The sequence below is a fragment of the Aeromicrobium sp. genome, from assembly GCF_014378035.1.
Taxonomy (GTDB): Bacteria; Actinomycetota; Actinomycetes; order Propionibacteriales; family Nocardioidaceae; genus Aeromicrobium.
Window position 1 is genome coordinate 1 of the sequence record NZ_JACMOM010000336.1, and the last position, 12,007, is coordinate 12,007.

The 12,007-nt window shown below is 67.8% G+C and carries 13 protein-coding genes; 1 reads left to right on the forward strand and 12 read right to left on the reverse strand.

The features are described 5' to 3' along the window. The 6 genes from H7290_RS17880 to H7290_RS17905 all read right to left on the reverse strand — a co-directional run. On the reverse strand, positions 1-327 hold a 327-nt coding region (locus tag H7290_RS17880; protein ID WP_290515373.1), incomplete at its 3' end, for a phosphoribosylaminoimidazolesuccinocarboxamide synthase. A 26-nt stretch (positions 328-353) separates the two neighbouring features. Beyond that, the gene (locus H7290_RS17885; RefSeq protein ID WP_290515374.1) at positions 354-767 is read right to left on the reverse strand and encodes a DUF3592 domain-containing protein; all 414 of its coding nucleotides are present in this window, start codon (positions 765-767) and stop codon (positions 354-356) included. Between the two features lie 70 nt (positions 768-837). Beyond that, complete coding sequence (purB, locus tag H7290_RS17890) at positions 838-2,259, reverse strand: adenylosuccinate lyase (protein WP_290515375.1); 1,422 nt, start codon at positions 2,257-2,259, stop codon at positions 838-840. Further along, positions 2,256-3,512 carry a phosphoribosylamine--glycine ligase gene (gene purD / locus H7290_RS17895; protein ID WP_290515376.1) on the reverse strand — a complete coding sequence of 419 codons (1,257 nt, stop codon included), beginning with the start codon at positions 3,510-3,512 and terminating at the stop codon, positions 2,256-2,258. Before purD ends, purB begins: the two co-directional genes overlap by 4 nt. Positions 3,513-3,668: 156 nt before the next feature. Further along, on the reverse strand, positions 3,669-4,190 hold the full coding sequence (locus H7290_RS17900) for a hypothetical protein (RefSeq protein ID WP_290515377.1): 522 nt from the start codon (positions 4,188-4,190) through the stop codon (positions 3,669-3,671). Between the two features lie 104 nt (positions 4,191-4,294). Next, complete coding sequence (locus H7290_RS17905; protein WP_290515378.1) at positions 4,295-5,578, reverse strand: adenylosuccinate synthase; 1,284 nt, start codon at positions 5,576-5,578, stop codon at positions 4,295-4,297. A gap of 90 nt (positions 5,579-5,668) precedes the next feature. Here H7290_RS17905 and H7290_RS17910 point away from each other — a divergent pair, with 90 nt between their 5' ends. Then, complete coding sequence (locus H7290_RS17910) at positions 5,669-6,559, forward strand: diacylglycerol kinase family protein (RefSeq protein ID WP_290515379.1); 891 nt, start codon at positions 5,669-5,671, stop codon at positions 6,557-6,559. Positions 6,560-6,577: 18 nt separating this feature from the next. Here the strand turns inward: H7290_RS17910 and H7290_RS17915 are convergent, their stop codons facing one another. From H7290_RS17915 to H7290_RS17940, 6 genes are all read right to left on the reverse strand, one after another. After that, complete coding sequence (locus H7290_RS17915; protein WP_290515380.1) at positions 6,578-6,991, reverse strand: DUF3151 domain-containing protein; 414 nt, start codon at positions 6,989-6,991, stop codon at positions 6,578-6,580. A gap of 123 nt (positions 6,992-7,114) precedes the next feature. Further along, entirely contained in the window at positions 7,115-8,134 is a 1,020-nt protein-coding gene (gene fbaA / locus H7290_RS17920) for a class II fructose-bisphosphate aldolase (RefSeq protein ID WP_290515381.1), read from the reverse strand. Positions 8,135-8,216: 82 nt separating this feature from the next. After that, the gene (locus H7290_RS17925) at positions 8,217-9,581 is read right to left on the reverse strand and encodes an FAD-dependent oxidoreductase (protein WP_290515382.1); all 1,365 of its coding nucleotides are present in this window, start codon (positions 9,579-9,581) and stop codon (positions 8,217-8,219) included. 72 nt (positions 9,582-9,653) lie between these two features. After that, positions 9,654-10,262, reverse strand: coding sequence for an RNA methyltransferase (locus tag H7290_RS17930; protein WP_290515383.1), 609 nt, complete (start codon positions 10,260-10,262; stop codon positions 9,654-9,656). Next, on the reverse strand, positions 10,259-10,918 hold the full coding sequence (pyrE, locus tag H7290_RS17935; RefSeq protein ID WP_290515384.1) for an orotate phosphoribosyltransferase: 660 nt from the start codon (positions 10,916-10,918) through the stop codon (positions 10,259-10,261). The genes H7290_RS17930 and pyrE overlap by 4 nt, the downstream gene beginning before the upstream one ends. A 27-nt stretch (positions 10,919-10,945) precedes the next feature. Further along, complete coding sequence (locus H7290_RS17940) at positions 10,946-11,623, reverse strand: class E sortase (protein WP_290515385.1); 678 nt, start codon at positions 11,621-11,623, stop codon at positions 10,946-10,948. Positions 11,624-12,007: the final 384 nt, after the last annotated feature.

Below are 12,007 nucleotides of genomic sequence, written 5' to 3' on the forward strand. Positions count from 1 at the left end.
GGCGCCCGATCCGGAAAGATAGCCCCGGACGACGCATTCGACGGGGAACATGTCGAGCTTCTCGACCAGCAGCGCACGACCGCGCACCTGGTCGGGCACCGACATCGACACGACGTGGTTCGGGACGACGTCAGCCAGCTGGTCGAACCACCACGTCGACATCCGGGTCAGGATCTCGCCCTTGTCGGGGATGCCAGGACTGAGGCTGAAGTCGTAGGCCGAGATGCGGTCGGAGGCGACCATCAGGAGATTGCCGCCGTCGACCTCGTACAAGTCGCGCACCTTGCCCGAGTGAAGGTGACGGGCTCCGGCGATGTCGAGGGGCATGGTGGTCAGCGTAGTGACCTGATCAGTCAGATCAGCACGAGCACCGATGCTGCGCCGAGCACCAGGAGTGTGAGGCCGGTGACCAGGAAGAGCGTCGTCAACGTGTGGGCGCCTTTCTGGAGGTCGGCGAGCCGGGCACGCCGCGGGTTGCTCGGATCGAGGAGCACCTGGACCTTCTCGCCCTTCCGGTGCAGATCGGGCACGGCGCTCTCGGCACCGTGCACCCGCCGGGCGAGACCATCGGGCCCGCGGTACTCCACGACAGGGAACCGCACCTCGTCGTCACCGCCACCGCGGCGCACCTCGATGATCGTCCCGCTCACCGCCACCCAGTCACGCGGATGATGCCCGAGCTGACGCCGCCACCGCAGACCGTTCACGAGGAACACCGCACCACCGACGAGCAGTACCAGCGGGATGAACGCGAGATTGACGGGCACCGCCTCAGCGTAGGTCTCCGAACCGGAGTCGGCCACGGGAGCGCAGGTCAGGATGTGCGGGCGAACCCGATCAGAGGATCGAGCCAGGCGCGTAGTCGGCCGCGTGCCCGTTGGCAGCCACGAGCACCTCGATGCGCGCCACGACGGCGTGCACCTGGCCCACAGCCGCCCCGGTGAAGTCGATAGGCGACGCCACGAGGGTCGCGAGGTCAGACTCGGACAGACCGAGCCGCTCGTCAGCCGCCAGCCGGGCAAACAGGTCGTTGTCGGCTGCGCCCTTCTCGCGCATCTCCAGTGCCACCGCCACGGCATGCTGCTTGACGGCCTCATAGGCGGTCTCGCGACCGACGCCGTGACGCACGGACGCCATCAGGACCTTGGTGGTGGCGAGGAAGGGAAGGTAGCGGTCGAGCTCGCGCTGGATGACGGCTGGGAACGTGCCGAACTCGTCGAGCACCGTCAGGAAGGTCTCGAAGAGCCCGTCCGCGGCGTAGAACGCGTCAGGAAGCGCCACCCGGCGCACGACCGAGCACGAGACGTCGCCCTCGTTCCACTGGTCACCGGCCAGCTCGCCGATCATGGAGGCGTAACCGCGCAGGATGACGGCGAGACCGTTGACCCGCTCGCACGAACGAGTGTTCATCTTGTGCGGCATGGCGCTGGAGCCGACCTGACCGGGGCGGAATCCTTCGGTCACGATCTCGTTGCCGGCCATCAGGCGGATCGTGGTGGCCAGGTTCGACGGCGCTGCCGACAGCTGGACGAGACATGTGACGACGTCGTAGTCGAGGCTGCGGGGGTAGACCTGGCCGACGCTGGTGAGCACCTTGTCGAACCCGAGGTGGCGCGCGACGCGCTGCTCGAGATCCGCAAGCCTGGCCTCGTCGCCGCCGAGCAGGTCGAGCTGGTCCTGGCTCGTGCCGACCGGGCCCTTGATACCCCGGAGCGGGTAGCGGGCGATCAGGTCGTCGAGCCGGTCCAGCGCGATGAACAGCTCGTCGGCGATGGTCGCGAAACGCTTGCCGAGGGTCGTGGCCTGGGCGGCGACGTTGTGGCTACGACCAGCCATCACGAGCTCAGCGTGCTCGCTGGCCAGCCGGCCGAGCCGAGCGAGGGTCGCGACACCGCGATCACGCATCAGCTCAAGGGAAGCCTTGACCTGCAGCTGCTCGACGTTCTCGGTGAGGTCGCGTGACGTCATGCCCTTGTGGATGTGCTCGGTGCCGGCCAGCGCGGCGAACTCTTCGATGCGGGCCTTCACGTCGTGGCGAGTGACCTTCTCGCGCTCGGAGATCGAAGCGAGGTCGACTCGGTCGACGACCGCCTCGTACGACTCGATGACTCCGTCCGGCGTCGGCACCCCGAGGTCGCGCTGCGCCTTGAGCACCGCTATCCAGAGGCGACGCTCCAACACGATCTTGTGCTCGGGCGACCAGATGCGGGCGAGCTCGGGTGAGGCGTATCGGCTGGCGAGGATGTTCGGTGTCGTCACGTCGCCATTGTCTCCTGCTCGGCGGCGAGGGCGATGTCCGACCTGTGGTGGGCCCCGTGGATCTCGATGAGGTCGACGCCGGCATACGCCCGTCGGCGCGCCTCGGCGAGGTCGGCGCCGACTGCGGTGACCGACAACACCCGTCCACCGGCGGTGACGAGAGCACCGTCGACGATTGCGGTGCCGGCGTGGATCACGTCGACGCCGTCGAGCGCCTCGGCCCGTTCGACCCCCTCGATGCGGTCGCCCTTGCGGGGAGACTCCGGATAGCCCTCCGCGGCGACGACCACGGTGACCGAGGACGCACGCTCCCACTGCGGAAGCCCCACCTCGGCCAGGGTGCCGGTCGCTGCGCCGTTGAGCAGGGCAGACAGAGGGGTGCGCAGCAGGGCCAGGATCGACTGAGTCTCGGGGTCTCCGAACCGCGCGTTGAACTCGATGACCCTCACCCCGCGAGTGGTCAGCGCCAGTCCGGCGTAGAGCAGCCCCTGGAACGGGGTGCCGCGACGAGCCATCTCCCGCACCGTGGGCACGAGAACCCGGCGGGTCACCTCGGCGACGAGATTGTCGGGCGCCCAGGGCAGGGGCGTGTAGGCACCCATGCCGCCGGTGTTGGGGCCCGCGTCACCGTCGAAGGCCCGCTTGAAGTCCTGGGCCGGCTGCAGCGGAAGCACCGTCTCGCCGTCGGTGATGGCGAACAGCGACACTTCGGGGCCGTCGAGGAACTCCTCGATCACGACACGACCGCACGCTGCCGCGTGGTCGACAGCCTCCTGGCGGTCGCTCGTGACGACCACCCCCTTGCCAGCGGCCAACGCATCATCCTTGACGACGTAGGGCGCTCCGAACGCATCGAGAGCCGCCTCGACCTGCTCGGACGTCTCGCACACGTGCGCCAGGCCCGTCGGCACCTCGGCGGCGGCCATGACCAGCTTGGCGAACGCCTTGGAGCCCTCGAGCTGGGCTGCCGCAGCGCTCGGTCCGAAGCAGGCGATGCCCGCCTCGCGTACCGCGTCGGCGGCCCCGGCCACCAGCGGCGCCTCGGGTCCGATGACCACGAGCTCGGCGCCGATCGAGACGGCCAGGGCAGCAACCGCCCCACCGTCCATGGGATCGACCTCGTGCAGCGTGGCCACGGCCGCGATGCCGGGGTTGCCGGGCGCCGCATGTACCTCGGAAACCTGGGGGTCGCGGGACAGCGCGAGGGCCAGTGCGTGCTCCCGCCCGCCGGTGCCGATGACTAGCGTCTTCACGGCGTGAGCCTATCGGCACAGTCGTGCCGGTGGCGCACAGCAGAGGGTGGCGCGGGTGCTGCAGGCGTTGCCGCGGTACTCGGCAGCGGGCATGGCCGGTCAGGACTCATCCGAGATCACGAAAAAACGAGGCCCGTGACGCCAGTCAGACCGAGATCACACATGGACGGCGGAGATCAGGTGCCACTCCGCGGCGCCCCAGAGCGCGATGAGGTCGGGGCTGAGTGTCGCGTCGATCGCGGGCACCGAGAACGTCGCACCGAACAGGAACGGTGCGTTCAGCAGGTCGAACCTGGGTCGGACAAGTCTTCGGTCCTCGGCGCCACCATCAGCCCTGCTCATCTCGAGTCCCATGCTGCCGAGCCATCGAGCCCGGAGGTGCAGCCCTGGCGGCACGAACGAGGCATCGCCCTCCACGAGGATCGACCGGTCGCTGCGGTGAGACGACGATCGTCGCGGTTGCCGCAAGGTTGCCCGGTGCTCATCGTCGAAGAGAACGTTGACTCCCTCGAACAGTAGAGCGAGCACCGGCGGATCTGCCATGGCGTGCGCAGCGGGACACTCGATGACGACGCGGGCCGACCCCGGCACCTGTGACTCGATGCGATCGTCCGACGTGTCGAGAACCAGTGGCCCCCACGGCGCACGCCGGTACGTGCTCAGGCTGCGAGTCTTCATGCCAACCACCTCGCCCATGCTGCTCTCATAGGTGAACCGATCTGGTCCATCTCGAAGGTCCCCCGGGAGTCGATGGCGCTGTCGCCAATTCCACCGAGGCCGCCTCAGAGCAGGTCGTGCAACACGATGGTCTGCTCGCGGTCGGGGCCGACGCCGATCGTGGAGATGCGCGCACCCGACATCTTCTCCAGTGCACTGACGTAGTCCTGTGCGGCCCGAGGGAGGTCGTCGAACGTCCGGCACGCGGAGATGTCCTCGTGCCAGCCGTCGAAGAACTCGTAGATCGGCTTCGCGTGGTGGAAGCCGGTCTGGGTCATCGGCATCTCCTCCAGCCGCTCGCCGTCGACGTCGTAGGCGACACAGACCGGGATCTGGTCCCAACCGGTGAGGACGTCGAGCTTGGTCAGCACGAAGTCGGTGACACCGTTGATGCGGGCGGCGTAGCGCGCGATGGGCGCGTCGTACCAGCCGCAGCGACGCGGTCGTCCGGTCGTGGTGCCGAACTCGGCGCCGTTCTTGCGCAGCTGCTCGCCGTCGTCGTCGAACAGCTCGGTCGGAAACGGCCCCTCTCCGACCCGCGTCGCGTAAGCCTTGACGATGCCGATGACGCGGGTGATCTCGGTGGGGGCGATGCCCGACCCGGTGCACGCTCCGCCGGTGGTGGCCGACGACGAGGTGACGAACGGGTAGGTGCCGTGGTCGACATCCAGGAGCGTTGCCTGGCCGGCCTCGAGCAGCACGGTCTTGCCAGCAGCGAGAGCCTCGTGGAGGAGCAGCGGCGTGTCGGCGACCATCGGTCGGAGCCGGTCGACGTACGACAGCAGCTCGTCAACGATCTCGTCGATCTCGACCGCGCGGCGGTTGTAGATCTTGGTCAGGATCTGGTTCTTGAGCTCGAGGGCGCCCTCGACCTTCTGACGCAGGATGTTCTCGTCGAAGAGGTCCTGGATGCGGATGCCGAGGCGGTTCATCTTGTCGGCGTAGGTCGGGCCGATACCGCGGCCGGTCGTGCCGATCTTGCGGCTGCCGAGGAAGCGCTCGGCCACCTTGTCCATCGTGCGGTTGTAGTCGGCGATGACGTGCGCATTGGCACTGATGACGAGCCTGGAGGTGTCGATGCCACGCTCTTCCAGCCCATCGATCTCCTCGAAGAGCACCGAGAGGTCGACCACGACGCCGTTGCCGATGACCGGGACGCAGCCTGGGCTGAGAATGCCGCTCGGCAGGAGGTGCAGGGCATATTTCTGGTCGCCGATGACAACGGTGTGGCCGGCGTTGTTGCCGCCGTTGAACTTCACGACGTAGTCGACGCGGCTGCCGAGAAGATCGGTCGCCTTGCCTTTGCCTTCGTCGCCCCACTGGGCGCCGACGATCACGACTGCAGGCATGAGATGCACTCCCTGAACATGCGACAAGCCCCGGTGTGGCGGGGCTCTTACTACGGCAGTCTAGCCGAGTTGCGCCTACGCTGGCGATCCATGACATCTCTCCTCGCCATCGCCAACTCCGACGCCGGCACGTCCACGGACGAGCTGGTGGAAGCAGTCCTTGCGATCCTGCGGCACGGAGCCGACGTCTCGCTGACATCGACGTCGAGCCCGGCCGACCTCGATGTCGCGCTCTCCGCCCACCCCGACCTCGACGGAATCGTCGTGCTCGGCGGCGATGGCAGCCTGCACGCCGTGGTCGCTGCGTTGCGCACGGCGGGACGTCTGGGCGATGTCGTCATCGGGCTCGTCCCGCTCGGCACGGGCAACGACTTCGCCGCGACCCTGAGCCTGCCCGACGACGCCGAAAAAGCTGCGCACATCATCGTTGCCGGCCGCACGCGAACCATCGATCTGATCATCGACGGCGACGACGAGGTCGTCATCAACGCGGCACACATCGGCATCGGCGCCGAGGCTGCGGCCGCCGCTCGTCCGCTCAAGAAGGCGTTGGGGCCGCTGGGCTACGCCGTCGGCGCCATCGTCACGGGGCTCAAGGGTCTGCGCACCCCTGGCGCGCGGCTTGAGATCAGCGTCGACGGCGACGTCCTGCCCCGCAAGACGCCCGTCATCCAGGTTGCTGTCGGCAACGGACGCTTCGTCGGCGGCGGGGCGGCGCTGCTCCCCCAGGCCGACCCCTCCGACGGGCAGCTCGACGTCGCGGTGTCGTACACCGAATCACCCATGCGGCGCATCGCCTATGCGCGCAGCGTCCGACGGGGTGACCACCACCGACGCGACGACGTCGTCTACGTCCGCGGCAGCAAGGTGCTGGTCAGAGGTGATGCGTTGCGCTGCACCAGCGATGGTGAGCTCAAGGAACCTCAGGCCGAGCACGCCTGGCGCATCGAGGCGGGCGCGCTCACCATGTACGTGCCCTGACCACGACGCCAGCCGGGCTCAGACCTGCGGAGCGACGAGCTCCTGGTACGCCTCGGGGCTCGACTCGTGCAGGAACTCGCGGCAGCGGTGAGCCTCTCCGTCGTCGCCGAACCTCTCCGAGGCGTCGGCGAGCACGGCGAGGGCACGGAGGAATCCGTGGTTCGGTTCGTGCGACCACGGCACGGGTCCGTGGCCCTTCCAACCGTTGCGGCGAAGTACATCGAGGCATCGGTGATAGCCGGTGCGGGCGAACGCGTAGCCCTCGAGGTCGCGACCCTCGGCCAGGGCCGTCTCGGCCAGCGTGATCCACGCGAGCGAGGAGTCCGGGTGGCTGGCGGCGACGTTCTGGGGATCGTCGCCAGCAGCGAGTGAGGCGGCTCCGGGGTCTTCGGGGAGCAGGGTGGCGGGCGGTTCGCCGAAGAGATTGGTCATGGCCCGACCCTAGCCCGAGCCTGCGACACCCCCAACCACCCAGCGTCAACACAGGCGAACACACCCGCCGGCAAGCTCGCTACCGCGGTTCAGAGCACCCTGTCGGTCAGACCTTGGTGCAGCTCAGAGCTTGGTGCCGGCGCTCCGTAGGTTGGCGCATGCCTCAACGACACGCGTCGCCATGCCAGCCTCGGCAGCCTTGCCCCAGGCTCGCGGGTCGTAGACCTTTTTGTTGCCGACCTCGCCGTCGATCTTGAGCACCCCGTCGTAGTTGCGCAGCATGTGGTCGGCGACCGGGCGGGTGAACGCGTACTGGGTGTCGGTGTCGACGTTCATCTTCACGACGCCGTAGTTGACGGCCGCCGAGATGTCTTCGGCCGACGAGCCCGAACCGCCATGGAACACGAGGTCGAACGGTGCTTCCTTGCCGTACTTCTCACCCACGACCTGTTGAGCCTTCTTCAGGACCTCGGGGCGCAACCTGACGTTGCCGGGCTTGTAGACACCGTGCACGTTGCCGAACGTCAGCGCCGTCATGAAACGACCGTTCTCGCCCAGACCCAGCGCCGCGGCCGTGGCCAGGGCGTCCTCCGGTGTCGAGTAGAGCTGCTCGCCTCCGCCACCCTCGACGCCATCCTCTTCGCCACCCACGACACCGATCTCGACCTCGAGGATGATGTGTGCCGCGGCGCAGGCGGCCAACAGCTCTTTGGCGATGTCGAGGTTCTCCTCGAGCGGCACTGCCGATCCGTCCCACATGTGCGACTGGAACCACGGCAGGCCACCGGCCTTGACGCGCTCGGTCGACAACGCGATCAGCGGACGGACGAAGCCGTCCAGCTTGCCTTTCGGGCAGTGGTCGGTGTGGAGAGCCACGTTGACCGGATACTTCTTGGCGACCTCATGGGCGAAGGAGGCAAACGCGATCGAGCCGGACACCATGTCCTTGATCGTCGGTCCGGAGAAGTACTCTGCCCCGCCGGTCGACACCTGGATGATGCCGTCGCTCTCGGCCTCGGCGAACCCGGCGAGGGCGGCATTGAGTGACTGCGAGGAGGCGACGTTGATAGCCGGGTAGGCGAACGAGTCGGCCTTCGCCTTGTCGAGCATCGCGGCATAGATCTCAGGGGTGGCGATGGGCATGCTGATCTCCTCGGGAGGGCGGTGTCTTTCCAGTCCAACCTAGGGGGCACGGGGGTTACCGGTGCATCGGCTCCCCTTCGCGTCAGTTGGCCAGCGCCTTCACCGCAGCGCGAGCAGCGACCTGGATCGGGCTCCACACCGATGAGAACGGTGGGGCGTAGGCGAGGTCGAGCATCACCACGTCGTCGATCGTCATGCCCGCGGCCAGTGCCGTGGCGGCGACATCGATGCGCAGCGCGGCATCCTCGGCGCCGACGATCTGTGCGCCGAGCAGCCGGCGGCTGACGCGGTCGGCGACGACGATCACCGTCATGGTGCCCGGATCAGGCATGTAACCGGCGAAGTTCGTCGTCTCGATCGACACGACGACCGGGTCGAAGCCTGCGTCACGCGCCTGGTCCTCCCCCAGCCCGGTGCGCGAGATCTCGAGGGAGCAGAACTTCGTGATCGCGGTCTGCACCACCCCGGGAAAGCTCAGTCGTGGCTCGACGCCCAGCAGGTCGGCGGCGATGCTGTCACCGGCGACCATGCCCTGCTTGTTGGCGTGCGTACCCAACGGCAGGTGGATCATGTCACCCGTCACCCGGTCCCGCGTCACGACGCAGTCACCGGCCGCCCAGATGTCGTCGAAGCCGACCACTCTCTGGTGCTCGTCGACCACGATCCCACCCTTCGCGCCGACCGGAAGTCCCGCATCCGATGCCAGCGAAGACCTCGCTGAGACGCCAAGACCAAGGATGACAAGGTCGGCGTCCATCGTGTCGCCGTCGGTGGTCACCGCGGCGACACGACCGTCGGGGTCAAGGTCGAAGCCCGTGACCCCGGTGCCGGCGAGCAGGCGGATTCCCCGGCCGCGCATCGCCTCGGCGATCTTCTCGCCGAGCGACGGCTCGACGATGGGCAGTGGAGTCGCCGCGCGCTCGATGACGGTGGTGTCGAAGCCCCGTGTCACACAGGCCTCGGCGATCTCGAGCCCGATGTAGCCGCTGCCAACGACCACGACCTTGGAGGGCTTGGCGGCAAGCGCGTTGATGACCTGCTGACCGTCGTCGAGCGACTGCACACCGTGGATGCCCTGTCCGTCGATGCCGGGCAGGCCCGGTCGCACCGGCTCGGCGCCGGTCGCGATGACGAGGCGGTCGTACCTGACGTCGTCGCCGTCCGCCAGCGACACCGTGCGCGCCTTCGGATCGATGGCGACGACGTCGGTGCCAGTACGCAGGTCAATGCCGTTGGCGCGGTGTTCCGCGGGGGTCCGAGCCACCAGATCGTCGGCCGACCCCACCTCTCCAGCGATCCAGTAGGGAATGCCGCACGCCGAGTACGACGTCCACTCACCCCGCTCGAGGACGATGACCTCGTCCTCGTCGCCGAGCCTGCGCCGCAAGGCCGAGGCAACCGTCATCCCGGCGGCGTCACCACCGATCACCACCACGCGTGAGCCCATGTGGACGAGCCTAGAGGGCGACCAGGTCTGCGGCCGCCTGGAGAAGACGGACCCGTCTGCGTGCCGGCCCGCTCAAAGCTTGGCGTGTTGACGGATCCAGGTGTGCATCGCGATCGCTGCCGCAGCCCCCGCGTTGATCGAACGGGTCGACCCGAACTGGGCGATGGAGAGGGTCTGATCGCACGCCTCCCGGGCCTCCCGCGAAAGGCCGGGGCCCTCCTGGCCGAAGAGCAGGACGCACTCCACCGGCAGGTCGGTGGTCTCGATCGGGAGCGAGTCGTCGACATTGTCGATGCCGATCAGCGCGAGCCCCGCGCCGGCGGACCAGGCGAGGAGGTCGTCGACGCTCTCGTGATGGCGCACGTGCTGGTAGCGGTCGGTGACCATCGCGCCCCGCCGGTTCCACCGCTTCCGGCCCACGATGTGCACCTCGGCCACCGCGAACGCGTTGGCGGTGCGCACGATCGAGCCGATGTTGAAGTCGTGCTGCCAGTTCTCGATCGCGACGTGGAACGGGTGGCGGCTCAGGTCGAGGTCGGCGACGATCGCCTCGAGCGTCCAGTAGCGGTAGCGGTCGACGACGTTGCGACGGTCGCCCTCCCGCAGCAGCTCAGGGTCGTAGCGCTCGTCGGCAGGCCGGTCGCCCTCCCAGGGACCAACCCCGACCTCCGGCTCCGTCATGCCGGTCGGGCCACGATCCCGAACTCCTCGCGGTAGCTCCGGATGGCGTCGAGGTGCTCGGCGTGCCGGCCGGTCTCCTCGACGTACTCGATGATCTGGTCGAACGCGATGATCGAGACGACGTCGACTCCGAAGTCGCGCTCCACCTCCTGGATGGCCGACAGCTCACCGCGCCCGCGCTCCTGCCGGTCGACGGCGACGAGGATGCCGGCGACGCGGGCGTCGGGTGCCGCGTCGACGAGTGCCATGACCTCGCGGATGGCCGCGCCCGAGGTGATGACGTCGTCAACGATCAGCACGCCACCCTCGAGCGGAGACCCGACCAGGACGCCACCTTCGCCGTGGTCCTTGGCCTCCTTGCGGTTGAAGCACCAGGGCACGTCCCGGTCGAAGTGCTCGGCGAGCTGCACCGCTGTGGCCGCGGCGATCGGGATGCCCTTGTAGGCGGGGCCGAGCATGACGTCGAAGTCGATGTCGCTGGCGACGACGGCGGCAGCGTAATAGCGCCCCAGACCGGCCAGCCGAGCGCCGGTGTTGAAAAGACCTGCGTTGAAGAAGAAGGGTGAGCGGCGGCCCGACTTCAGCGTGAAGTCGCCGAAGGTGAGAACCCCGTGCTCAAGGGTGAACTCGATGAAGTCGCGCTGGTAGTCGTGCATGCGCCCAGCGTAGGACGCCGTTGGCCGTCAGCCCGTGGTGGCCGTCTTGCCCGACGACTTGTCGACGGTGGACACGAGGTCACCGATCACGACATTGCGGTTGCGGGTGTGGAACAGCTCCGAGCAGGTCAGCATCGTGATGACGGCGCGGGTGGGCCGCTGGTTGCGGTATCGCGGATCGGGCACACGTTGCAGGGGCCAGCCGACGGTGAAGTCGACGGTGATCGAGTCGCCATTGTTGCGCAGGCGGTAGGTGTAGATGTTGGTGCGGGTCTCGACGACGACCTTGTCGCCCTTGCGCAGCTTGAGGAAGTCGCGGAACGGCTCGCCGTGGGTGACTCTGTGCGCCGCGATCGCAAAGTTGCCGATCTGGCCCGGGCGGGCGCTCTTGGGGTCCCACCCCACGCCTCTGGCCAACGCGCGATCGTCAAATCCCTTGACGATCGGGACCTCGTACTTGGAGCCGAACCGCTTGACTCGCAGGAGCCCGATCGCGTCGCTGTCGATGCCCTTCCCCCAGTCTTGGGAAAGACTCTGCTTGATGTCGGCCTGCTTGTTCTTCGACACGATGTTCGTGCCGAAGTACTGCCAGGCGCAGTAGAGGAGGAAGCCCAGACCCACGAGGATCAACGTGATGCCGAAGCCCGTCATCAATCGGCGACCGACCTTGGTAGGAGGGCGCTCGCGCGCGACGGTGGAGGTCATGGCCGTGATTCTGTCACTCCGAGTTGCGCCGTGGGACGGCGCCCGACAAGGAAAGGCTGAGAATTTCTCCCATTCATCCCACGCATTTGGAGCGATCCAGTAATATTTTGCCTGCAGGGTCACCGTGCCTCAACGCCGATGGCTCCTGTTGTCGCCCCACCGTTTCACCCCCCGAGAACGGTGGGGCGACTTATGCCCCCCTCCGCTGGTGGCTCACCCTCTGGCGAGAGCAGAACCTCACTCAGACGGCGTCGAGTGCCGCGGGGTCTGCGGTCCGGAACGATCGCACGAACAACAGCACCACAGGCACCAGGATGAGCGGGATGACAAAGGCCCAGCGCAGGTGCCCTGCCGTCGCCGCGGCTCCGATGAGCCCGCCACCCA

Excerpts from the sequence above, each read along its gene's own strand:
- H7290_RS17900 (WP_290515377.1), bottom strand. The coding sequence starts at position 4,190 with ATGAAGACTCGCAGCCTGAGCACGTACCGGCGTGCGCCGTGGGGGCCA.
- H7290_RS17905 (WP_290515378.1), bottom strand. The coding sequence starts at position 5,578 with ATGCCTGCAGTCGTGATCGTCGGCGCCCAGTGGGGCGACGAAGGCAAA.
- H7290_RS17910 (WP_290515379.1), top strand. The coding sequence starts at position 5,669 with ATGACATCTCTCCTCGCCATCGCCAACTCCGACGCCGGCACGTCCACG.
- H7290_RS17915 (WP_290515380.1), bottom strand. The coding sequence starts at position 6,991 with ATGACCAATCTCTTCGGCGAACCGCCCGCCACCCTGCTCCCCGAAGAC.
- fbaA (WP_290515381.1), bottom strand. The coding sequence starts at position 8,134 with ATGCCCATCGCCACCCCTGAGATCTATGCCGCGATGCTCGACAAGGCG.
- H7290_RS17925 (WP_290515382.1), bottom strand. The coding sequence starts at position 9,581 with ATGGGCTCACGCGTGGTGGTGATCGGTGGTGACGCCGCCGGGATGACG.
- H7290_RS17930 (WP_290515383.1), bottom strand. The coding sequence starts at position 10,262 with ATGACGGAGCCGGAGGTCGGGGTTGGTCCCTGGGAGGGCGACCGGCCT.
- pyrE (WP_290515384.1), bottom strand. The coding sequence starts at position 10,918 with ATGCACGACTACCAGCGCGACTTCATCGAGTTCACCCTTGAGCACGGG.
- H7290_RS17940 (WP_290515385.1), bottom strand. The coding sequence starts at position 11,623 with ATGACCTCCACCGTCGCGCGCGAGCGCCCTCCTACCAAGGTCGGTCGC.